Genomic DNA, 24,275 nt, shown 5'->3' on the forward strand with positions numbered 1-24,275 from the left:
ACTAGCTCAAATTAGAGGGCGCTTTAAATATTTCCAACCAAAGGGCTTGCACTGCATCCCTGGCGGCAATGAACTCAGGCTCCCGATCAAGGTGGACGCGAGTTTTTTCAGCACCATCTAGACGAAGTCGATGTTGGCGTGCCCTCAATAAGCGATAAGCGTCAGCAACGGATTGCGCAGCACCATTGGCGATTAAACCCATCTCGCCAGCAATCTGCAATAGGGCAATGTTACCGAGATTGCCGATCAATTTGGGATATTGATGAGCATAGGCAAGCACCAAGAATTGGACCATAAATTCAATATCCACCATTCCGCCAGCGTCGTGCTTTAAGTCAAATTCTGGATTGGTATTAGGATGGCCCGCATGGACTTTGCGGCGCATCTCTAAAATTTCAGAGCGGAGCTGCTCAATATTTCTTTGTTGGCTTAACACTTCAGAGCGAACAGAATCAAAGAATAAGCCTACCGGGGGATTGCCAGCTGAGAAGCGTGCGCGCGTGAGAGCTTGATGCTCCCAAACCCAAGCAGCATTGTCACCCTCACGAAGTTGATACTTCCTAAATGCCCCCGCATTAGTCACCAAGAATCCAGCCGATCCATTAGGACGCAAGCGAGTATCAATTTCAAATAGACTGCCAGTAGAAGTAAATGCGGTAAGCCAGTTAATCATTCTCTTTGCTAATAAAGCATAAATTTCTTGGGCAGCGTAATCAGCCTCATCCGCCTGATATAAAAAGATAATGTCTAAATCAGAAGCGTAGCCCAACTCTTTGCCACCTAACTTGCCATAAGAAATCACAGCAAAAGGCGGATTTGTATCGGCAGGTAAATCAAATTTCTTAACCACACTTGGCCAGACTCGCTCGAAGGTGGTTTGCAGGACCAAATCTGCTAACGCTGACAAATGATCGCTTACTTGCTCCACTGGTAATGCTTGTTGCACGCCAATTCCAAGATCGGCTAGTAGCGTAATGAACGTTTCATTGTGATGTGTCACTCGCAAAATATCCATTGCTTGCTCAGAGCCATCACCATCAGACATCACATCATCAAGCTGCATATTGAGGTTGGATCGCACCTCATCCCAATACTTTGCCGGGTCCTCAATTAATGCTCTTTCAGCCTGAGAATTCAATAAGTAATCTAGCAAATGAGGATGGCGCGTTAAATATTGAGCTCCCCATTGAGACGCCTTGAGTAAATTCAATACGTTTGATAGCGCCCTAGGATACTCGGCCAAAATAGATAGATAGGCGCTGCGTCTAGCTATTGCTTCAAGTAAATCAAAGAAACGCAATAACGTTTGATCGGCATGTGCTGAAGTAGAGCCATCATATTGCAAACTCTCTGCCGCTTTACACATCAAGTTATCGAAAATTAAACGACTTTTTTCAGGTAATAACTTTTGCTTTGGGCTATCCACCCAAGCCTGCCAACGCAGACAAGAGCTAGGGAAGAATGCTTGATCAGGAACCCAGTCAATAGCTAAGGGCGCTATTTCAAGACGTGCACCATCATCCAATAAAAAGGCTTTTTCAAATAAGTGCGCAACATGATTCTGGTGTCGCTCTAATTCAACCACAAGGTCATCTATCTGCGCATCTTGACCCAACATCGAAATAGCTAAGCGCGCACGGGCACTTTCATCATCTGGCAGGTAGTGTGTTTGCTGATCGTCCCAAGCCTGTATGCGATGTTCTAAACGCCTTAAGAAAATATAAGCTGCTTGTAATGACTCCACTTCATGAGCCCGCAAGATATTGCAATGCTTAATGAGCTCCAACACCTCTAAACTAGGGCGCACCCTAAAACGAGGATCCGTACCACCTCGCATCAACTGGAACATTTGCGCTAAAAATTCAATCTCTCGAATGCCGCCGCGACCCAACTTAATGTCACGCGATCGTCCTTGATGCCCCGAGGATCTTTTTTCGGCTTCGGCCTGTATTTGTGCATGCAAGTCGCGAATAGACGCAATAACGCCGTAGTCCAAATGTCTCCGATATACAAAGGGGCGAATCAGCTGATCTAACTCTTTTTGACAATGAGTAAAGTCTGGGGACCCCGGGAGCGGCGCAATCAATCTACCTTTAATCCATGCATAGCGCTCCCACTCTCTACCTTGCACTAAGAGATATTCCTCTAACATGTCCAAACTACATACCAAAGGTCCCGAATCACCATTAGGGCGAAGGCGCATATCTACGCGGAATACAAAACCGTTGGCATCGTGCTCAGCAAGCATCTTAATTAGGCGCTTACCCATTCGAGTAAACCACTCGTGATTAGACAAACTCTTCGGGCCGCCAATGGTCTCACCCTCATGCTCATACAAAAATATGAGATCGATATCCGAAGATAGATTTAATTCAAGACCGCCCAATTTGCCCATACCAACGACCATAAGAGGCATTTCAGATTGAGTCGTATTACTCCAAGGCAGCCCAAAACGATTTTTGAGATCTTCTCGAATGAATGTTATCGATGCAGTAACTGCCAATTCGGCAAAATGACTTAGCGCGTGGGTGACCTCATCTAAGCCAGCCAAACCATTTAAGTCCCGAAAGGCCACCCATAACATCAAGCGCTGCCTTGCTAAGCGTAAATTGGCCATCCACTCAGCCTCATCCTGCACGCTCGATGCAGGAATTACCTGGCATTCCTCCAGCAAATTCCTAATGCCTTGTAAATCAACCTTTTGTCGCCCCCGAATGCCAAGCCACTCAACCCATTCAGGGCGCGCACTTAGCCAACGTCGCGCATAAGTCGAATGTTGCTCCAAAAAATCGATTTGCCGGGAAAAATCATCCATCCCCCAATCTTAATCCGACCTTGAAAACCCCTGCCATAAGCTTGGCGATCAAGCTGAGGCTGACGGATAATAGAGGCCATGCTGCAAAACATTATTCCGCCTCGCCTTAAGAGCGCACTTGCTAAACGCCCTCAAGGCTTGAGTCGAGCTTGGCGTAAGCGTGCCCTGATTTTGGTGGGGGTAGTTTTGGCAGTTTCTGTACTTGTGCATATCGGGGTCCGTTTTGTTCTTTGGCCTCAAATTGAGAAATCGAAAGCCTCAGTTGAAAAACTCATCAGTGCGCGAATTGGTACTGATGTATCGATGGACTCACTACATGTCTCATGGACTGGAATTAGGCCTGATTTTGAAATCGAGGGCTTACGTTTTAACAGTCCAGAAAAAACACAAGCTCTTTTATTTATACAAAAGATAAATGGGCAGTTAAGCTGGGCATCCTTTTATCATCTCGCGCCTTTTTTTCAGGAGCTTAATTTTGAAGGCGCTGAAATTCATGCGCAACGCAATAATAAAGGCGTAATAACCATTGCAGGAATATCCATTGACGGTAAACCCAATGACTATTCAGCTGAGAATTGGCTCTTTTCTCAGAATGAAATTCGAGTAAACAATGTCAAATTATTTTGGGAAGATCAGCTTAAAAAGAAATCAACTACTTCGATAGAAGTACAAAGCCTCACTCTCAGCAACGGCATTCGCAGCCATCAAGGCTCAATCAGCGCAACAACCCCTTGGACCAAAGGGCCCCTCCTAATTGATATTGATTTGGTACATCATATCGGCGGTCAAGCAGGCAATTGGCGCGATTGGATTGGAACCATATCCTGGAATTTAAATGCTCTTCAGCTTGGCCAGATTGCCCACGACTTTTCTCTTCCATTAAGCACTTTAGAAGGAGTACTCAGCTCTAAAGGGAAATTAAAAATTGATAACGGCAAGCCAGATGGTGGCGAAATTTACCTTGCTGCTGATGACTTAACGGTACAACTATCGAAGAATGAGGATGCAATTGCCCTAGGAAGATTGGAAACCAATCTCACTCAAGAGACGGTCGATGGACTTATCGCAGTTACTACTAAGTCTTTTGCATGGCGAGATATCGATAGTCCAAAAACTGCTCCGCTAGATATTCTCAGCCCGATGACTTTCCGCTGGAGACCTCCGGCTGCAGATGGAGAAATTAAGGAGTTTGGATTTTCATCCCCTAAAATTTCGGTAGAGGATATTGCCCTATTTGCAATGAACTTGCCCCTTTCTAAAAAAGTTCACCAATGGATTAAAGCTTCACAAGCGGATGGCGAACTTCAAGACCTCGATCTCAAATGGTCTGAAAGCAAGTCTGCTTTGTCGGCCCTCAACATTCCGGGTGGATGGTTTAAATCAAATAAGCTGGACTTTGCCATCAGTGGAAAATTAGTGAACGTCGGATTTATTGGTATTAATAAATCTATACCCACCGTATCCAATCTATCGGGATTCTTGACTGCAGACCAAAATAAAGGAAGCTTCACCGTCCAATCGAAAAATTTGGGCGTGGAGATAAATGATTTATTGGTTGACCCAAAAATAAAACTAGATAAGGCCAATGGTGAAATTTCTTGGTCAAAACAAAAAGGTAATTGGGTCATTAATGCAAAACAAATGGCGCTTAGTAATCCAGAGATTTCGACAACACTCAATCTGAACTACATCATTGGCGATGCTAAAAAACCGGACTACATGGCTTTAGATATGGGCTTTGCACAAGCCAATCTTAAAACTGCGTATCGCTATTTACCGGTTGGCATGGGAAGCGAAGCCAAGACTTATCTAAGCAAAGCCTTTGATGCTGGGGTGATTAAAAAAGGAAATCTGCACATTAAGGGCGACCCAAATGAAGTGCCATTCCCCAAAGTGGGCGCAGGGGAATTCACGCTCAACCTACCCATCATTGGGGCAACTTTTAGCCCGGTGCCCACCTCATCTCCTGCGCAAGGAGTATGGCCCGCCTTTAATAAGGTAGATGGCGTTATTAATATGCAGAATGCCAACTTTACGGTAGATATTAATCAGGCGAGCTACAAACAAGTTGCTCTAAGCAAATTCCATGCGGAGATCCCAAATGTTAGTGCGAAGCAATTAATCCTGACGGTGAATGGCGAAGCTCAGGGTGATGCGCCACAACTCCTAGACTATTTATTTACCTCACCCGTTGGCAAGAAACAAATTGAGCTTGAGAAAAATCTAAAAATAACGGGGCCGACCAATTTAAACCTTGGTTTAAAGGTTCCGCTAACCGGCAGCGGAAATACCAACACCGATATTCAATTAACATTTCCAGGCAATAGAGTTCAATGGGGTGATACACCCCCATTTGAGAATCTCAAGGGCAAAGTTCGAATTACAGAGGTGAACCCAGAATTCGAAGACATTACCGCAAACTTTATGGGCGGCTCTGTCAAAATTTCTGGCGGGACACGATCACAAGGCAATCAAAATTTCACTATTCAAGGCGATGTGGCAGCAAGTTTTATCAAGGATTATTTTGCGCAAGACGTAAGCCCAGAAGCTCAGCCAATATTGCTCGCAATGAGTGGCTCAGCAAAATATGATGGCTCTCTCAACTTCAATAAGAGTGGCAGCGAAGTTAATTTGAAACTGGATATGCGCGAATGGGCCAGCAGCGCTCCATTACCACTTAAAAAATCAATAGGGACAGCACTCGCAGGAGAGCTAATCGTAAAAAGTATCACCAACAAATCAGGTCCCAGCACTTTGATCTGGAATGGAAAATTAGGGGATCAATACTCCGCTCAAGGAGAAATGAGCGGCGACAACACTGCTCGTAACTCTATCGGTATCGGCACTCCGGCAACGTTGCCCCAGCAAGGGCTCCTCCTCAATCTTGCAAGCAATGAGATCAATCTAGATGCCTGGCAAGAATTCCTAGAGTCTCAAGCGAAAAAAAATGTGGCGGCAAAAACAGTTAAGCCTAGTAATAACTCGCTACAAATTTCTGCCCAACTAAAAAAAATCATTTTGTTTAATCGCATTTGGCAGGACATCAACCTTACCGCCGGCAATAAGAGTGGTGTATGGGATGCCCGTTTTAGAGGCTCACCGCAAGTGGCCGGAAATATTCAATTTCAACCTGCAAATTCTGCACAACCTAGCGGACTTATCAGCGGTCGACTGGTTCGATTAAAGATTGCAGATGAGCTTCCTGAGCCAATTGACAACACAAAGCCAACACAAAATTCTGCCACCAAGAAAAATGGAATGATTCCGAGCTCAATCCCAAGTCTGGATTTATCTATTGACGATTTTGATTGGAAAAAAGCACAGCTTGGTCAGGTAAAAATTAAAACCAAGACCATAGGCAATACTGTCAATTTCGAATCTGTTCAATTTAACAATCCACAAGGTAGCTCAACTACCACCGGTCGTTGGGTTGGCGCGACGCAAAATACTCCTGCTCATACCAACTTAAATGTTGATCTCGATATCAAGGACGCAGGTCAAATTATTGGCCACTGGACTAATCAAAAGTCAGTAGAGGGCGGGCAAGGCAAGCTGACGCTAAATGCAGATTGGGATGGCTCTCCATTCGCCCCTCAATATGAAACTCTGACAGGCAAGGCAAACTTGAACCTGGAAAAAGGTCGTCTCTTAGAGGTCAATACGAGTGGTGCAAAACTTCTAGATGTTCTAAGCTTGCAAAGTTTGTTTAGGTTTGCCACCTTAGACCTAAAAGGCAGCCTAGGTAATATTGTCACCAAAGGAACCCCATTCAATACTATTGACGCCTCTTTTGATATGAATGCGGGCGTAGCTCAAACTAAACAATTCACAATGGGACTAGACCAGGCACGTGTTGCTATGAGCGGACAAATAAATATCCCTAAGCAAACGCAAGATTTGCGTGTCACTATTTTTCCAACAATTGATGCTACCGCAGGCTCTTTGGCCGCATTTGCCATAAACCCAATCGTAGGTCTTGGCGCCCTTGTTGGGCAGTACCTCATTACCAGCCAAATTAATCGCAACCTTCAATCCGACTACTTGGTCCAAGGCTCTTGGGATAACCCAGAAGTAATTCCCCTTGATCAAAAGGGGCAGCCGATTGATGCGAAAACATTGGATACGATCCGCAGCAAGGACTTGCTTAAAGAGCAGAGCAAGCCGGACAACGCTACAGGACCACAAACTAACCCAAACAATTCAAGCGCTCCCAATAAAACCACTAACTAAATTGTTATGAGCACATCCGCAAATCTTGCAACTCTCAAGGTCGCTTCTATTCAGATGGTCTCCACCCCCAATGTGCAAGAGAACCTTTCTACAGCAAGTAGACTCATCGCAGCGGCGGCAGCGGATGGCGCGCAATTAGCCGTTCTACCAGAATACTTTTGCCTAATGGGCCTTAAGGACACCGATAAAGTCTCTGCTCGAGAAAGAGTTGGAAGTGGCCCCATTCAAGAACAACTCACGGAGATTACTAGGCAGAACAAACTTTATTTAGTAGCTGGAACCATCCCACTCGAGGCACGAGATCCAAATAAAGTACTCAATACAACACTTGTATTTGATCCCGCCGGCCAACAAATCACTCGTTACGACAAAATTCATTTATTTGGCTTTCAAACGGCAACTGAGCGCTATCAAGAATCGGAAACGATTGAAGCTGGAAACGAGCCAGGGATCTTAAAAATTTCAATCGATGACAATGATTGGACTTTTGGTTTGAGCATTTGTTACGACCTACGCTTTCCAGAGCTGTATCGCTCTTTAGGTCCGGTAGATTGCCATATCATCCCCGCCGCATTCACATACACCACCGGAAAAGACCATTGGGAAATTCTGTTGCGCGCCCGAGCCATTGAAAACCAAAGTTATGTATTAGCATCAGCCCAAGGTGGTAAACATCAAAACCAGCGTCGTACTTGGGGTAATACTATGCTGATTGACCCTTGGGGCGAGGTCTTAGCCAATCTCCCTGAAGGAGAAGGCTTTATTTCTGGGGTCTTGTGCAAAGATAAATTAAACGAGGTACGCTCTAAGTTACCCGCACTTGCACATCGCAAGCTTTAAAGAAAGATTTGCCCAATCACATGAATGCACCAGAAGCACTATTTCCTGCAAATTGGACTAAAGCCAAAAAGCAAGCAGACCTCATTAAATTAGCCAAATCTATTCTGCTTGAGCCAACAGGATTATCAGAGCAAGATTTGCATCACACCTTTGGCCATCTATTCACCCATCGCCTTGATGATGCGGACCTTTACTTTCAACACACTCGCAGCGAGAGCTGGAGTCTGGAAGAGGGTATCGTTAAATCTGGCAGCTTCAATATTGATCAAGGTGTTGGAGTACGCGCTATCTATGGTGATAAGACTGCCTTCGCCTATTCAGATGAAATTAATTTAGAAGCTTTAAGTAAGGCAGCAAAGGCAACTCGAGTAATCGGGCCAGCAGGCGGCAAGCAAGCGGTTGCAAGCAAATTATTTAATCCCGTATCAAATAAGCTGTACTCAGATATCAACCCCCTTGACTCACTACAGCCAAAGGAAAAAATCGCGTTACTAGAAAGCATAGAGCGCCGAGCTAAGGCGCGTGATCCACGCATCATTCAAGTGATGGCAAGTCTTGCTGGAGAGTTTGATGTAGTTTTAGTGGTTAGGGCTGATGGCTTGTTGGCTGCCGATGTCCGCCCCTTAGTGCGCGTTTCCGTTCATGTCATTGCAGAACAAAATGGTCGCCGAGAATCCGGATCTTCCGGTGGTGGCGCACGCCATGACTACCTGTACTTCGATCAAGAACTCATTAATCGCTATGTTGATGAAGCGGTTGATGGTGCTTTAGTGAACCTAGAATCACGCCCTGCCCCAGCTGGCCCAATGACTGTGGTGATGGGTCCAGGCTGGCCAGGCGTCCTTTTGCATGAAGCGGTTGGTCATGGACTTGAGGGTGACTTTAATCGCAAGGGATCCTCCGCATTTGCCGGACGAATTGGCCAACGTGTTGCTGCAAAAGGGGTCACTGTCGTTGATGATGGCACCCTATCTGGACGTAGAGGCTCTTTAAATATTGACGATGAAGGTACGCCGACTCAATGCACTACATTAATTGAGGATGGCATTTTGAAGGGCTACATTCAGGATAGTCTCAATGCACGCTTAATGAATATGCCCCTCACCGGCAATGGTCGACGCGAAAGCTTTGCCTCGCTCCCGATGCCGCGCATGACTAATACCTACATGCTAGCTGGCAAAGACGATCCCCAAGAAATTGTGGCTAGCATTAAACGTGGCTTATACGCGGTCAATTTTGGCGGCGGTCAAGTGGATATCACCAGCGGCAAATTTGTTTTTTCGGCTTCAGAAGCCTACTGGGTTGAAAACGGCAAAATCCAATACCCCGTTAAAGGTGCCACCATTATTGGCAGCGGTCCAGAGTCCCTAAAACAGGTCTCCATGATCGGAAATGACCTCAAACTCGATGGCGGGGTTGGGGTTTGCGGTAAGGAAGGGCAAAGCGTTCCTGTTGGAGTCGGGCAACCCACTCTCCGAATTGACAGCCTTACCGTGGGTGGGACTGCCTGATATTGGCAAATTACGGCTTAAAATAGCCGGATGAGCCAACAAAATACAAATCCCGCTAATTGGTACTCCGCGGTCGACAAGACCTCCGATACTGACGATCAACGCATCGACAAGATTTCTGTTCTGCCTCCGCCAGAGCATTTAATCCGTTTCTTTCCAATTTCTGGAACACCAACAGAAGCGCTGATCAGCAAAACTCGTAAAAAGATCCGTGACATTATTCACGGTAAAGATGACCGCTTACTCGTCATTATTGGACCATGCTCTATTCATGATCCACGTGCAGCACTGGAATACTGTCAACGCCTTTTAAGTGAGCGCGAACGTTTTGCTGGCGAACTAGAGATTGTGATGCGTGTGTATTTTGAAAAGCCACGCACTACTGTTGGCTGGAAAGGTTTGATCAACGACCCGTACCTTGATGAAAGCTATCGCATCGAAGAGGGATTACGTCTTGCCCGCCAAGTGCTAATGGAAATTAATCGCCTTGGCATGCCAGCGGGTAGCGAATTCCTAGATGTCATCTCTCCGCAATATATTGCTGATCTGATTTCATGGGGAGCAATCGGTGCACGTACAACTGAAAGCCAAGTTCATCGCGAACTCGCTTCAGGACTCTCTGCACCGATCGGTTTTAAGAATGGCACTGATGGCAACATAAAGATTGCTACCGATGCTATTCAAGCCGCAGGTCGCCCACATCACTTCTTGTCTGTTCATAAAAATGGTCAAGTTTCTGTTGTAGAAACCAAAGGCAATAAAGATTGTCACGTTATTTTGCGTGGCGGTAAAGAGCCAAACTACGAAGCTAAATTTGTCCAGGCTGCCTGCTCTGAGCTAGAAGCAGCAAAGCTTCCAGCTAGTTTGATGGTTGATTTGTCACACGCCAATTCAAGCAAGAAACATGAGCGCCAAATCGTTGTTGCTGATGATGTTGCGCAGCAAATTGAATCTGGATCTCATCAGATTTTTGGTGTGATGATAGAAAGCCATTTAAATGATGGCGCTCAGAAATTTACGCCTGGTAAAGATGATCCAAGCAAATTAGAATACGGTCGCAGTATTACTGATGCGTGCATTAACTGGGATGATTCGGTGCAGGTATTAGAGCGTCTTGCTACTGCCGTTAAAACACGTAGAAGCAAGAAAAAATAATGCAGAAGTAATTTTGCAAGACGCAAAACTAAAGAGACTAAATTACTTAGTCTCTTTTTTTTCATGCTTCCAAAGTACGTCAGATCCACCGGCTGCACGATTTAAGATGCGAGCCAGCACAAAGAGTAAGTCTGATAAACGATTCACATATTGTCTGGGGGAATCATATAAAGGCTCTTCCCAACCTAAGCGGACAATTGAACGTTCTGCTCTACGGCAAACCGTACGGCACACATGCGCTTGTGCAGCAGCGCGAGTACCGCCTGGCAAAATAAATTCGGTCAAAGGCGGCAGTTGTTGATTGTATTTTTCCAGCCAAACATCTAACTGAGCTACATGCTCAGGATTGAGTAGCTTGTAGTTAGGGATGCAAAGCTCACCCCCTAAATCAAACAAATCATGTTGTACCTGCAAAAAAAGCTCATGCAATTCAGCAGAAATGCCCTCAGGAATCTGCTCAGTCATCAAAACCCCGATTTCTGAGTTCAATTCATCGATATCTCCCATAGCGCAGATACGCAGATGATCCTTCTCGACGCGACTGCCGTCACCTAAGCCAGTCATCCCGGCGTCACCTGTTCTGGTGGCGATTTTTGATAGTCGATTTCCCATAAGCTTAATTATAGGTAAATGGCTAAAATGATTCATATGAATATGGTGACCCCACCCCCCGAATTAGCCGCTATTAGCGCCCTTCAGTCCAAATTGGTTTCGGCTTTGCGCCCAATCCTTCCGGAACATGCCCTTCTATGGGAGCCAGAAGACACTATTCCCTATGAATGTGACGGCCTGGCCGCCTATAGAAGAATGCCTTTGGCAGTAGCTTTGCCAGAAACCGAGGAGCAAGTAGCTCAGATTTTGAAGATTTGCTATGCAATGCAAATTCCTGTTGTGCCTCGTGGATCTGGAACCGGTCTCTCGGGAGGAGCAATGCCCCTTTCACAAGGATTGGTGCTGTCATTAGCCAAGCTTAAGAAAATTATCAGCATTGATCCATTTACTCGCACTGCAGTTGTTCAACCTGGTGTTCGTAATCTTGCCATTTCTGAAGCAGTTGCACATCTTGGTTTGTATTACGCACCAGACCCTTCTTCGCAAATTGCCTGCTCTATTGGCGGCAACGTGAATGAAAACTCTGGTGGCGTGCACTGTCTCAAATATGGTCTCACCTTACATAACGTTCTGCGCGTCCGCGGAATACTAATGAATGGTGAGATCGTAGAGTTTGGCGGCTTAGCACCTGATGCGCCAGGTCTGGATTTGCTAGCAATCATGATGGGCAGCGAAGGCATGCTCGCGGTTGTTACTGAAGTGACAGTCAAATTGGTTGCCAAACCAAAATTGGCTCGCGTGATCATGGCAAGTTTTGATGACATCGAAAAAGGTGGCAATGCAGTTGCTGCCATCATTGCTGCAGGCATTATTCCTGCTGGCTTGGAGATGATGGATAAAGCCACCACTCGTGCTGTAGAGGAATTTGTCCACGCAGGCTATGACTTAGATGCAGCAGCTATTTTGCTTTGCGAATCTGATGGCACTCCAGAAGAAGTTGCGGAAGAAATTGAGCGTATGACTAAAGTGCTCGAACAAGCAGGCGCGAGTGGCATTCAGATCTCTAAAGATGAAAGTGAGCGCTTGAAATTTTGGAGCGGTCGTAAGAATGCATTCCCGGCTGCAGGCCGCTTAGCGCCTGATTACTACTGTATGGACGGCACCATTCCGCGTCGCCATATCGCAACCCTATTGAAGCGCATCCAGGGCATGGAAGAAAAATACGGGCTTGGTTGCTTAAACGTTTTTCATGCTGGCGACGGCAATATGCACCCCCTCATTCTGTTCAATGGAGCCGATCAAGAAGAGTGGCATCGCGCAGAAGAATTCGGTACTGAAATTTTAGAAGCTTGCGTTGAGCTTGGCGGCACCATTACTGGTGAACACGGTGTCGGCATTGAAAAAATTAATTCAATGTGCGTGCAGTTTGGTGAAGGTGAGCGTGAATCGTTCTGGGGCGTGAAGAGCGCCTTCGATCCTGAGAAACTTCTCAATCCAGATAAAGCTATTCCGACGCTCAACCGCTGCGCTGAATATGGCCGTATGCGTATCAGTGGTGGTCAGTTACCTCATCCAGATTTGGAGCGCTTCTAATGAGTCACTCCAATCTACAAGTGGATGCATTTCGTGAACAAATTCTGAATGCAGCCAAGAATAAAAGCCCTCTCTCCATTGAAGGCGGGGGCACAAAGTCCTGGTATGGCAATCCCAATAGTTACAGCAAGCTAAACACTCGCTCTTACTCAGGTATTTTGGAATACCAACCAGAAGAGCTGGTGATTACCGCTTGTGCAGGTACGCCACTAAAAGAAATTGAAGCTGTCCTCAAAGAAAAAAATCAGGTGCTTGCATTTGAGCCTCCACACTTTGGTGAGAATGCAACCTTTGGTGGTGCCATTGCCGCTGGTCTAGCTGGCCCTGGCCGCATCACCGTTGGCAATTTCCGCGACTTCGTGTTGGGCGCCCGCATCCTAGACGGCAAGGGACAAGATCTTTCCTTTGGCGGGAAGGTCATGAAGAACGTTGCAGGCTATGACGTTTCTCGCTTACTACCAGGCTCCTTGGGCACCCTATCCCTCCTATTAGAGGCTTCAGTAAAAGTATTGCCAAAGCCTGCTGCGACTGCAACTTTACGCTGCCAACTCTCCCAAGAGAAAACACTAAAAGCATTAAATGAATGGGCGGGCCAGCCACTACCACTTTCTGCTAGCCACTGGATTGGGTCGGCTAAAGGTGGAGATGGAGAGCTAACCTTCCGTCTCGCGGGCGCAGCAGCTGCAGTTAAGGCTGCGATCCCACTCATGAGTTCCTTAGTTAATGCCAATGAACTCAATGAACAAGTTGCCGAAGATTTTTGGAATAACTTGCGCGAGCAAAAACTTTCCGTATTTAACAATTTAGGTGCCGATCAAACTTTGTATCGTTTAGCGCTACCCGCTGCTTGTGGGCCTATTGCAATTTCTGGCGCTGATGATGAAATTATTCTCGAGTGGCATGGACAGCAACGGTGGATAAAGGCACCTGGCGATGAAGCTACCTTTAAAGCCATCAAAACCATTGCCAATTCTCATGGTGGTCATGCAACTCGCTTTAGACAGGGTGCAAACGTAGACCCTTCCTATCAGCGCTTTACCTTACTTACAGAGCAAGCCCATTCCAAAGCCCTTGAAGCCGTACAAGAACGCTTGAGAGCCGCCTTTGATCCTGCTGGCGTATTTGCCACTAAACGTCTTCCATAAGTATTTCTATGCAAACTCAACTCGCCCCTCAATTTGCCAACACACCGGAAGGTATCGAAGCAGCCCGTATTCTGGGCAAATGCGTTCACTGCGGCTTTTGTACCGCCACCTGTCCAACCTATCAAATCCTTGGCGATGAATTAGATGGGCCACGCGGACGTATCTATCTCATCAAGCAAATCGCTGAAGGCCAAGCGCCAACAGAAAAGACGCGTCTACATTTGGATCGCTGCTTAACCTGTCGCAATTGCGAAAGCACCTGCCCTAGTGGCGTGCAATACGGCAACTTAGTTGATATTGGCCGCAAATGGGCAGAAGAAAATACGCCTGAGCGTCCAATATCTCAACGCCTCACTCGTTGGGCTCTCAAAGAAGGCTTAACCAAGCCAGCTTTATTCAATACTGCTATGACCTTGGGTCGCTTGGTACGCCCATTAATGCCTAGCGGCATTAAACGCAAGATCCCATTGACCCTCAATAAGGCATTGGCGAGCTCGACTGATCCATACGCAAGACCTGCAAATACGCATCAGCGCAAAATGGTTTTGCTAGAAGGCTGCGTTCAGCCAGGCATGTTGCCAAATATTAATTCAGCAACAGCACGTGTACTGAATGCACTGAAGATCCAATTGATTAGCGCGCCCAGCGCCACTTGTTGTGGAGCTTTGCGCTATCACCTCAATGATCAAGCTGGCGGCCTCGATAATGCCAAGCAAAATATTGATGCTTGGTGGCCTTTGGTAGAAAGTGGCGTAGAAGCAATTGTGATGACAGCATCCGGTTGTGGCGTGATGGTGAAAGACTATGGACATCTGTTTGCAAATGATCCCGCCTATGCTGCCAAAGCCAAAAAGATCTCTGATTTAACTAAGGATATTTCCGAGATTCTTCCTGCTTTACAAAATGAGCTTGTGCAACTGGTAGGCACAGACCCTAAACCAGGCGTGGTGTATCACCCACCCTGCACCTTGCAACATGGCCAACAAATCCGCGGCAAGGTTGAGGGGCTACTTTCTAATATTGGTATTGGTGTACGTTTATGCGCGGACAGTCATCTTTGCTGCGGCTCTGCAGGCACCTACTCCGTGACCCAGCCAGAGCTATCTGAACAGCTACGTAAAAACAAACTCACCCACTTAAATGCCGCTTGCGAAGAATCGGGTGCTGACGTGATTGTTTCAGGAAATATTGGTTGCATTACCCATCTCCAGCAAGATGACACTCCGGTGCTGCATTGGATCGAGATCGTCGATCAACTGGTTGCTAAATCTTCTAAGGCCTCATGAATTCCATTGTTGTTAATTTGATGCAAGTCAGGGAGCGGATTGAACTCGCCGCCCTAGCAGCAAAACGTGAGCCTGAAGAAATTGAACTCTTAGCTGTCAGCAAAACCTTTCCGGCGTCAGCAGTAGAAGAAGCAATGCATGCCGGCCAATCTGCCTTTGGAGAAAACTATGTCCAAGAGGCTGTTGAAAAAATCCAGAAGCTTGCCAAATTACGCCCTTGGTTGGTATGGCACTTCATTGGGCCACTACAGAGCAATAAAACCAAAGAGGTAGCAGAGCACTTTGATTGGGTTCATAGCGTTGATCGCCTAAAAATCGCAGAACGTCTTTCCGCCCAAAGAGGTGAATTTCCTGATCTAGCTCCATTACAGGTTTGCGCACAAATCAATGTAAGCGAGGAAGATAGTAAAAGTGGTGTTTCACTGGCGGAAGTTGAAGCACTTTGTAATGCCATCACCTCATTGCCTAATTTAGTTCTCAGGGGCTTAATGGCTATTCCCGCGCCTAGCCCAAACATAGAGCAGCAACGTCAAGCATTTGCCGCTGTACGTGAGTGCTTTCAAAAGATTCAAGCTGCCCACGTTGGCGAACTGGGATACCAGTTCTTTGACACCCTCTCCATGGGGATGTCCGATGATTTAGAGGCGGCCATCCTGGAGGGAAGTACGATGGTTCGTGTTGGCACAGCCATTTTTGGGAAGCGCGATAAGATTAGCAAATGAGCACAACTAAATCTGCACAAAACAACAGCAATGCCCACATCACTTTTATTGGCGGCGGCAATATGGGGCGCGCCCTCATTAGCGGCCTCCTTGCAAACGGATTTGAGCCTAATCAAATCTCGGTTGTCGAAGCTAACGCCTCCACCGCTTTAAAGCTACATGAGGACTATGGCGTTCAGGGTATTGGCGCCTTAGAGCAAATTGCTTTTGACTTCTCTAAAAATAATGTCGTTGTTATGGCAATCAAGCCCCAGGACTTTAATGTTGTTGCGAAGGGGTTGGCTGTAAAACTCAAGCATGCAAGCGCACCTGGTCCACTGATCCTTAGTATCGCTGCTGGTATTCGCCTAAAAGACATGAGTCGCTGGCTGGATCACACACGCTGTGTACGTGCCATGCCCAATACCCCTGCTTTAATTGGCAAAGGGATTACTGGACTCTTTGCAGATACTGCCGTTGATCAAGCTGATCGTGCTTTAGCTGAAACCATTTGCAATGCAGTAGGTCAAGCAGTATGGGTCTCCGAAGAAAAACTGATGGATGCAGTAACTGCTGTGTCTGGAAGTGGCCCCGCCTACGTCTTTGCATTTCTTGAAGCGATGCAATCTGCTGGGGAGAAGCTCGGTCTTGATACAGCAACAGCGCGCAAATTAGCCTATGCGACCCTTGAGGGTGCTACACAGTTGGCCCATAACTCTGATGAGCATGCCGGCGTTTTGCGCGAGAGAGTTACCTCCAAAGGTGGTACTACTGCAGCAGCTCTAGATGTGATGAAACAACAAGGCTGGCACGAGATCTTAGAAAAGGCGATTGATGCAGCTAGTCAACGTGGCAAAGCTATGGGTGATGAGCTGGGTCAGAACTAGTTATCTCTAGTTAACAGCCAAACCCAGCACAATTCCGAGAAATAAAAATCCACCCAGCCAGTTGTTATGGCGGAATGCCTTAAAACAATCTTCTCTATTGCGAGTAGAAACCAGTTTTAGGTGATAGATTGCACAAGCCAAGGCTGCGAACCAGCCTAGTAAAAAATAATTACTAAGGTTGGCTAATTGCGCTACCCACACTTGGCTGATAAATAACACTCCATAGCTCATAGCAATGGCGATGACATCGTAGCGACCGAAAGTGATGGCTGAAGTTCTTAAATCCAGACGCAAATCATCGTCGCGATCGACCATGGCATAGGCCGTGTCATAAGCAATGGCCCAGAAAATATTCCCCACGAATAAGATCCAAGCCTCCAGCGGAATGAAATCCAGAATTGCTGCATAGGCCATCGGGATACCAAAGCCAAAAGCTATTCCCAAGACTGCTTGAGGCATCGCAAAGAAGCGCTTGGTGAAGGGGTAAATAAAGGCAACCAGTAGCGCAAGAACTGACAGTTGCTTTGCAAATGCATTTAGAGGCTGGATCAGTAAAAAAGCGATGAAAGCTAGAGCACCTGCTACAGCCACCGCCTCTTTCCCAGAAATTTTTCCACTTGTAACAGGACGTCCTTGGGTTCTTTTTACGTGACGATCAAAGTCACGATCCGCGTAGTCGTTAATTGCACAACCTGCGCTACGCATGAGAAACGTACCCAGAATAAAGATCAACAAGATAGATAACTCAGGGGTGCCGCTACTGGCCAACCAGAGAGCCCAGAGCGTAGGCCACAACAGCAATAGCGTGCCAATAGGTTTGTCTAACCTAATTAAATACCCATAAGAAATGAAACGCTCTTTTAAGCTCATAAAGCAATTATCAAGCTTTTAGGAACTCTGCACGAGATCCAAGCCAGCGCTCTAGGTGGCGCTCCACCAGATCTGCGTGCTCAGCAAGCAAACGGTCGGCCGCCTGCTGCGCAAGCTCAATTAACCAGGCATCGCGTTGGAGGTCTACAAAGCGCAACATGGCATCGCCTGACTGCTTGGCGCCGAGCAACTCCCCGGGGCCGCGAAGAGATAAATCACGTTCAGCAATCACAAATCCATCTGAGGTCTCGCGCAAAGTTTGCAAACGTTCTTTGGCCGCCATTGAAAGCGGCTCGGCATACATCAAGATGCAGACTGAATCTGCGGATCCCCTACCAACGCGCCCGCGTAATTGATGAATCTGGGCATAACCAAAACGCTCCGCATGCTCAATCACCATTAATGCGGCATTAGGCACATCCACTCCCACCTCAATCACTGTAGTAGCGACCAGAAGTTGAATTTCATTCGCTTTAAAGGCAGCCATCACCGCTGCTTTTTCTTCTGCCTTTAATCTGCCATGCACCAAGCCCACCTTAAAGTCAGGCAAAGCTTGAGTCAGCTGTTCAAAACTTTCTGTTGCTGTTTGTAATTGCAGCGCTTCAGATTCTTCGATGAGCGGGCAGACCCAGTAGGCCTGAAGTCCTTTTGATAACCAACTTTGTAGTCCGCCAATCACTTCATCACGGCGACCAGCTTTAACCACTTTAGTAGCAATCGGTTTGCGGCCAGGCGGCAACTCATCAATGACAGAAACATCCAGGTCGGCGTAATACGTCATTGCTAATGTTCTAGGTATGGGAGTAGCAGACATCATTAACTGATGACAGTAAAACAACTCTGATCCAACACGTTGCTGAATCTCTAAACGTTGTCTTACCCCAAAGCGATGTTGCTCATCAATGACTGCTAAGCCAAGTTTGGCAAAGCTCACATTTTCTTGAATAAGTGCATGTGTACCAATAATGAGTTGGGCCTGCCCATTCTCAATCACTTCTTGCGCCAGTCGTTTCTCTTTAGCTTTTAGGCTGCCTGATAACCAAGCAATTTTTACCCCTAAAGTCTCAAACCATTCCTTCATCTTGAGGTAATGTTGCTCAGCCAAAATCTCTGTAGGCGCCATGATGGCAGCTTGATAACCATGATCCATGACCCGCGCTGCAGCCAAGGCAGCGACTACCGTCTTACCACTTCCAACATCTCCTTGTAGTAGACGGTTCATTGGAAAAGATTTAGAGAGGTCCTTGCTTATTTCAGACCAAACGCGATCTTGCGCATTCGTTAATTTAAAAGGTAAAACTCTCAGCAAGCCTTCTTCAAAAGATTGCTCTTTAGTTGTATTTTTACCTTCATCTTGAGCTTTTGCAAAGCTTGGTGCATTTCGTTCGCGACGAATCGCATGCGCTCGCTTTAAAGAAATTTGTTGAGCCAGCAACTCTTCAAATTGCACCCTGCGCCAGGCGGGATGCGTACGCTCTAATAATGATTGAGTATTGGCGTCAGCAGGAGGCTGATGCAAATAGGTAATTGCAGATTGCAAGCTAGGCCAATCATTACTGGGTAATAGCTCTGCCATCAGTTTTTTAGGCAAGAACTCTGCCAAGCTCTCTTGCAAACTGGGGTCACGCAAAGCTTGGGTAACTGCTTTACGAATAACAGTCTGTGAAACGCCAACGCTTGCTGGATAGACTGGGGTAAGGCTATTTGGTAATGGCGCATCTGGAGCAACAGCGCGTACAGTCGGATGAACCATCTCAGAGCCTTGGAAACCATCTCGCACTTCGCCACGCACTCGAACATGGACGCCGACCGCCATCTGTTTTTGCTGGCTGGGGTAGAAATTGAGAAAGCGCAGATTCAGAGTCTCGGTCTCATCCTCAATAGTGACAACCATCTGTCTTCTGGGTCGAAATAAGACTTTGTTACGAATCACGATACCCTGCGTCTGGGCCGAGGCAAACCTACCGCGGGCAATAGCTTCCTCAATGGTGAGTAACTCCGTCTCATTCTCATAACGGGATGGCAAGTGCAAAGCAAGGGCCATAGGGCTGTCTAAACCCATCTTTTGGAGTGTGCTTGGCGCTTGTTTAGTAGTCATCGTTAAAATCTAATACCTGATGGTAATGCTATGCAACTTTCCGACTTCAATTACGAACTTCCTGCCGAACTAATCGCCCAACATCCCTTGGCGAATAGAACCGACAGCCGCCTTTTAGAGGTCAGGGCTGATGGGCCAAATCACGTCCAATTGGTAGATCGACAGTTTAAGGACATTCTTAGCATTGTTCAGCCTGGGGACTTATTAGTCTTCAATGACACCAAGGTCATTCCAGCTCGATTACATGGCAAAAAGGAGACTGGTGGCAATGTTGAACTCCTCATCGAACGCATTAGTGGGGAAATGCAGGCTTGGGTACAAATTAGAGCTTCTAAGGTACCAAAGACTGGCAGCATTGTTCATATTCACAATCAAGCAGGTGAAACATTCCCAGTAGAGATGATTGGATATGACGGGCGATTTTATGAAGTCCGCTTTCCTGAGAATGTCTTCTCTTTGCTAGAGCGCTTTGGTGAACTCCCTCTACCCCCTTATATCGAACATCAACCAGATGGTGAGGATGCGCAGCGCTATCAAACGGTGGTAGCCAAAAACCCAGGTGCAGTTGCAGCCCCAACAGCAGGCCTGCATTTTGATGAAGCGATTTTGCAAAAGATCAAAGATTTGGGTGTCAATCAAGCAACCGTTACATTGCATGTTGGCGCGGGAACATTTACCCCGGTTCGCGAAGAAGATCTCACAAAACATAAGATGCACTACGAGTGGTACTCCATTCCAAATGAAACTTTGCAAGTAATTGAAGTTACCAAGAAAAATGGTGGCCGAGTGATTGCAGTAGGCACCACCAGCCTTCGAGCCCTGGAGAGCCAAGCGGCAAGCGGACAAAGCAGCGGGGAAACCAATCTCTTTATTACCCCGGGCTATCAATTTAAAACAGTGGATTGTTTGCTAACTAACTTTCATCTGCCAAAATCTACTTTATTAATGTTAGTTAGTGCTTTAGCAGGAGTGGATAACATTCGTGCAGCCTATCAACATGCTATTTCACAGAAGTATCGTTTCTTCAGCTATGGAGATGCGATGTTTCTTTGCCGACTCGAGAATGCAAAAACATGACCAAACCAGTTCACTTCAATATCTTGGCGCGCGACTCCCAAAGCCCAGCGCGACTTGGTCAGCTTGACCTCCCACACGGCAGCGTACAAACGCCAATCTTTATGCCTGTTGGTACGTACGGTACGGTGAAGGCTATGACGCCTCGTGATTTGCATGAAGCTAAAGCACAAATTATTTTAGGAAACACTTTTCACCTTTGGTTAAGGCCGGGGTTAGATGTCATCAAAAAACATGGCGGCCTTCATCGCTTCATGGGATGGGATAAACCAATCCTGACTGACTCCGGCGGCTTTCAGGTATTTAGCTTAGGTGCATTACGCAAGATCTCCGAAGAGGGCGTCACATTTGCCTCGCCGATTAATGGTGACAAATTATTTATGTCTCCAGAAGTATCAATGGAGATTCAGGCGGTACTTAATAGCGATATCGCTATGCAGTTTGATGAATGCACTCCTTATGAGATTAAGGGTCAACCTACCTCTGAAAAAACTGCGCGCGCCTCACTAGAAATGTCACTTCGTTGGGGTGATCGCTCCCTCAAACGTTTTCGCGAACTAGAGACTGGCAACGGTCTTTTTGGCATTGTCCAAGGTGGTATGTTTGAGAATCTACGTGAATTTTCTCTAGACGCTGTTAGCCAGCAAGGTTTTGATGGAATTGCGATTGGCGGACTTTCCGTTGGCGAACCCAAACCCGAGTTTGAGCGCATTCTCAATTTCACCGCCCCCAAACTACCGGAACATATGCCTCATTATTTGATGGGCGTGGGCACCCCAGAAGACCTGATTTTGGGCGTAAGCTTGGGTATTGATATGTTCGATTGCGTGATGCCTACCCGCAATGCCCGTAATGGCTGGCTTTTTACCCGCTTTGGAGACCTCAAACTACGAAATTCTGGGTATAAGGACGATGATCGCCCTGTAGACCCAACTTGCGCCTGTTATACCTGCCAAAACTTCACCAGATCCTACCTAAATCACCTCCAAAAGGCGAATGAGATCCTAGGATCGCAACTGAATACCATCCACAACCTGTCCTACTACCTCCAGCTTATGACTGAGGTCCGTGAGGCACTCAGCAAGGACCGCTTTAGCGCCTATCGCGAGGAATTTCACAGCAATCGCCAGCGTGGCGTTGAACCTGGACAGGACTAATAGCCCTACAGGGGGCTCAACCCCCTTCAAATCACCTCCAAAGCCCCACACAGTTTAGAATTGCGGGTTACGGCCTCAGGTTTAAAGGTCGAAAAACTCAGCAGTTTTTAATTAGTAATTAATGGAGGTTTTGTATGTGGATTAGTAACGCTTTTGCCCAAGCTCCTGCAGCGGGCGCAGATTCTGGTGGCTTGATGAGCTTCCTCCCTTTGATTTTGATGTTTGCAGTTTTGTACTTCATCATGATTCGCCCACAAATGAAGCGTCAAAAAGAAACTAAGGCAATGCTTGAGTCATTAGGCGTTGGCGATGAAGTGGTTACTGTTGGCGGCATTATGGGCAAGGTAACAGCACTCAAGGACCAAGTAGTGACTGTTGAAATTTCTGCCGGTACTGAAGTGCAAATGCAAAAAGGCGCTATCACTACAGTATTGCCAAAAGGCACACTGAAGTCTGCTTAATGCATCCGCTTAATTTGTTTGTTTAAAAGTATCTCAATATGAATCGCTATCCTCTCTGGAAATATCTAGTTATCGCCATTGCATTGCTGATTGGCGGACTATATTCATTACCCAATTTCTATGGTGAGGCTCCAGCGGTTCAAGTCTCGTCTGCCAAACCAACCATCAAGGTTGATTTGGCAACACAGGCTCGGGTTGAAAAAATCTTGGCTGAAGCGAACATTGGCAACACTGGCATCTTCTTTGAAGTCGCTGGCAATGTAGGCTCAATCAAGGTTCGCTTTAATAACACCGATATTCAATTGCGTGCACGCGATCTCTTGCAACAAAAATTGAATAATGATCAAAATGATCTCAACTACACCGTTGCATTAAATTTGCTATCCAATACACCGGGATGGCTTAATGCAATCAATGCATTGCCAATGCCTTTAGGACTTGACTTACGTGGTGGCGTGTACTTCCTTCTACAGGTAGACATGAAAGGAGCAGTTCAGAAGAAGGTTACTTCTTTAGCAACGGACATTCGCAGTCAATTACGCGACAAAAATATTCGTCATCAGGGTATTGAGCGTGGCGCTGACTTCATTTCCATTAGCTTTGGTAGCACTGCTGATGCTGAGGCGGCTCGCTCTGTATTAATGACGGCGCAACCAGAGTTGATTTGGCAGGTAAAGCCTACCGGGCTATCACCAAAAGTGATCGGTGAATTTAAGCCTACTGCCTTAAAAGAAATTCAAGATAACGCTGTTAAGCAAAACATCATTACATTGAATAAACGCGTGAATGAGCTTGCGGTTAAAGAGCCAGTCATACAACAGCAAGGTGCTGAGCGTATTGTGGTGCAACTACCAGGCGTGCAAGATACAGCACGTGCTAAAGACATTATTGGCCGTACAGCCACACTCGAATCACGCTTAGCAGATCCACTCGTATCCACGATCGCTCTAGGCGAAACTCCTCCTCCAGGGATGGACACCTTCCGTTTTGGCGAAAATCGTTTGGGTGTATTTAAAAAATCAGTGATCTTTAGCGGTGACCGCATTACTGATGCAAGTGCTGGCTTTGATCAAAATCAACGCCCTGCCGTCAATATCTCATTAGACGCAGCTGGTGGTCGCGTGATGCAAGAAGTAACCCGCGAAAACATTGGCAAGCCAATGGGCATGATCTTATTTGAAAAAGGCAAAGGTGAAGTACTGACTATTGCTACGATCCAAAGTGAATTTGGTTCCAAGTTCCAGATCACTGGTCAGCCTACTACCGAGAGCGCCAATGACTTAGCCCTCTTGTTACGCGCAGGCTCATTAGCAGCGCCAATGGAAATTATTGAAGAGCGGACTATCGGACCAAGCTTGGGTGCAGAAAACATTGAGAAGGGCTTTAAGTCTCTCTTAATTGGTTTTGGTGCTATTGCTATCTTTATGATGGCTTACTACCTTTTGTTTGGCACATTCTCAGTTGTTGCGTTAGCAGTCAATCTGCTCTTGCTCATTTCAGTGCTATCCATGTTGCAAGCCACACTCACCCTGCCAGGTATTGCAGCGATGGCTTTGGCACTCGGTATGGCAATCGACTCTAACGTATTGATCAACGAACGTATTCGCGAAGAGTTGCGTAATGGCGCAGCCCCACAAACAGCCATTGCTGTAGGTTTCGATAAAGCTTGGGCAACCATCCTAGACTCTAACGTCACCACTTTAATTGCTGGTCTAGCCTTATTAGCATTTGGTTCGGGCCCTATTAAAGGGTTCGCAGTCGTTCACTGCCTAGGTATTCTGACTTCAATGTTCTCGGCTGTCTTCTTCTCACGTGGCCTTGTCAACCTCTGGTATGGCAGACATAAAAAGATTCAAAAACTCGCTATCGGCCAAGTTTGGCGCCCACAGGAGAAATAAGT

17 protein-coding genes are annotated in these 24,275 nt (G+C 46.6%); 13 read left to right on the top strand and 4 right to left on the bottom strand.

The window, feature by feature from the left end:
- Window position 1 precedes the first annotated feature (1 nt).
- Window positions 2–2,815: a bifunctional [glutamate--ammonia ligase]-adenylyl-L-tyrosine phosphorylase/[glutamate--ammonia-ligase] adenylyltransferase gene (gene glnE / locus ICN19_RS06840; RefSeq protein ID WP_216246452.1), complete on the bottom strand. Its 2,814-nt coding sequence runs from the start codon at window positions 2,813–2,815 to the stop codon at window positions 2–4.
- A gap of 78 nt (window positions 2,816–2,893) precedes the next feature.
- Between glnE and ICN19_RS06845 the strand changes: the two genes are divergently transcribed.
- Genes ICN19_RS06845 through ICN19_RS06860 form a run of 4 tightly spaced genes read left to right on the top strand, consistent with a single transcriptional unit; the run spans window position 2,894 to window position 10,551 of the window.
- Complete coding sequence (locus tag ICN19_RS06845; RefSeq protein WP_216860650.1) at window positions 2,894–7,045, top strand: YhdP family protein; 4,152 nt, start codon at window positions 2,894–2,896, stop codon at window positions 7,043–7,045.
- A 6-nt stretch (window positions 7,046–7,051) separates the two neighbouring features.
- Window positions 7,052–7,885 (top strand): carbon-nitrogen hydrolase family protein, encoded by an 834-nt coding sequence (locus tag ICN19_RS06850; protein ID WP_216246454.1) that lies wholly within the window; start codon window positions 7,052–7,054, stop codon window positions 7,883–7,885.
- 20 nt (window positions 7,886–7,905) lie between these two features.
- Window positions 7,906–9,396: a metalloprotease TldD gene (gene tldD / locus ICN19_RS06855; protein WP_255536791.1), complete on the top strand. Its 1,491-nt coding sequence runs from the start codon at window positions 7,906–7,908 to the stop codon at window positions 9,394–9,396.
- Window positions 9,397–9,426: 30 nt separating this feature from the next.
- On the top strand, window positions 9,427–10,551 hold the full coding sequence (locus ICN19_RS06860; RefSeq protein WP_216246456.1) for a 3-deoxy-7-phosphoheptulonate synthase: 1,125 nt from the start codon (window positions 9,427–9,429) through the stop codon (window positions 10,549–10,551).
- A gap of 42 nt (window positions 10,552–10,593) precedes the next feature.
- Here the strand turns inward: ICN19_RS06860 and ICN19_RS06865 are convergent, their stop codons facing one another.
- Window positions 10,594–11,163: a cob(I)yrinic acid a,c-diamide adenosyltransferase gene (locus tag ICN19_RS06865; protein WP_068320888.1), complete on the bottom strand. Its 570-nt coding sequence runs from the start codon at window positions 11,161–11,163 to the stop codon at window positions 10,594–10,596.
- A 27-nt stretch (window positions 11,164–11,190) separates the two neighbouring features.
- Between ICN19_RS06865 and ICN19_RS06870 the strand changes: the two genes are divergently transcribed.
- The 5 genes from ICN19_RS06870 to proC are packed head-to-tail and all read left to right on the top strand — an operon-like array spanning window position 11,191 to window position 16,715.
- Entirely contained in the window at window positions 11,191–12,696 is a 1,506-nt protein-coding gene (locus tag ICN19_RS06870; RefSeq protein ID WP_255536978.1) for an FAD-linked oxidase C-terminal domain-containing protein, read from the top strand.
- The gene (gene glcE / locus ICN19_RS06875) at window positions 12,696–13,841 is read left to right on the top strand and encodes a glycolate oxidase subunit GlcE (RefSeq protein ID WP_216246458.1); all 1,146 of its coding nucleotides are present in this window, start codon (window positions 12,696–12,698) and stop codon (window positions 13,839–13,841) included. Before ICN19_RS06870 ends, glcE begins: the two co-directional genes overlap by 1 nt.
- Before the next feature lie 8 nt (window positions 13,842–13,849).
- Window positions 13,850–15,127 (top strand): glycolate oxidase subunit GlcF, encoded by a 1,278-nt coding sequence (glcF, locus tag ICN19_RS06880; protein ID WP_216246460.1) that lies wholly within the window; start codon window positions 13,850–13,852, stop codon window positions 15,125–15,127.
- Complete coding sequence (locus tag ICN19_RS06885; protein WP_216246462.1) at window positions 15,124–15,849, top strand: YggS family pyridoxal phosphate-dependent enzyme; 726 nt, start codon at window positions 15,124–15,126, stop codon at window positions 15,847–15,849. Before glcF ends, ICN19_RS06885 begins: the two co-directional genes overlap by 4 nt.
- The gene (proC, locus tag ICN19_RS06890; RefSeq protein ID WP_216246463.1) at window positions 15,846–16,715 is read left to right on the top strand and encodes a pyrroline-5-carboxylate reductase; all 870 of its coding nucleotides are present in this window, start codon (window positions 15,846–15,848) and stop codon (window positions 16,713–16,715) included. Before ICN19_RS06885 ends, proC begins: the two co-directional genes overlap by 4 nt.
- 6 nt (window positions 16,716–16,721) lie before the next feature.
- On the opposite strand, the gene ubiA is transcribed toward proC, so the two are convergent.
- Window positions 16,722–17,585 carry a 4-hydroxybenzoate octaprenyltransferase gene (gene ubiA, locus ICN19_RS06895; RefSeq protein ID WP_216246465.1) on the bottom strand — a complete coding sequence of 288 codons (864 nt, stop codon included), beginning with the start codon at window positions 17,583–17,585 and terminating at the stop codon, window positions 16,722–16,724.
- Window positions 17,586–17,595: 10 nt separating this feature from the next.
- Entirely contained in the window at window positions 17,596–19,683 is a 2,088-nt protein-coding gene (recG, locus tag ICN19_RS06900; protein WP_216246469.1) for an ATP-dependent DNA helicase RecG, read from the bottom strand.
- A 30-nt stretch (window positions 19,684–19,713) separates the two neighbouring features.
- Here recG and queA point away from each other — a divergent pair, with 30 nt between their 5' ends.
- The 4 genes from queA to secD all read left to right on the top strand — a co-directional run bounded on the left by queA (window position 19,714) and on the right by secD (window position 24,273).
- Window positions 19,714–20,760, top strand: a complete 1,047-nt coding sequence (gene queA / locus ICN19_RS06905) for a tRNA preQ1(34) S-adenosylmethionine ribosyltransferase-isomerase QueA (RefSeq protein WP_216246471.1) — start codon at window positions 19,714–19,716, stop codon at window positions 20,758–20,760.
- The gene (tgt, locus tag ICN19_RS06910; RefSeq protein ID WP_216246473.1) at window positions 20,757–21,914 is read left to right on the top strand and encodes a tRNA guanosine(34) transglycosylase Tgt; all 1,158 of its coding nucleotides are present in this window, start codon (window positions 20,757–20,759) and stop codon (window positions 21,912–21,914) included. The genes queA and tgt overlap by 4 nt, the downstream gene beginning before the upstream one ends.
- A 134-nt stretch (window positions 21,915–22,048) precedes the next feature.
- Window positions 22,049–22,375, top strand: coding sequence for a preprotein translocase subunit YajC (yajC, locus tag ICN19_RS06915; RefSeq protein ID WP_068320905.1), 327 nt, complete (start codon window positions 22,049–22,051; stop codon window positions 22,373–22,375).
- A gap of 38 nt (window positions 22,376–22,413) precedes the next feature.
- Complete coding sequence (secD, locus tag ICN19_RS06920) at window positions 22,414–24,273, top strand: protein translocase subunit SecD (protein WP_216246475.1); 1,860 nt, start codon at window positions 22,414–22,416, stop codon at window positions 24,271–24,273.
- Window positions 24,274–24,275 lie beyond the last annotated feature (2 nt).

The sequence above is a fragment of the Polynucleobacter sp. AP-Capit-er-40B-B4 genome, assembly GCF_018882245.1.
Classification (GTDB): Bacteria; Pseudomonadota; Gammaproteobacteria; order Burkholderiales; family Burkholderiaceae; genus Polynucleobacter.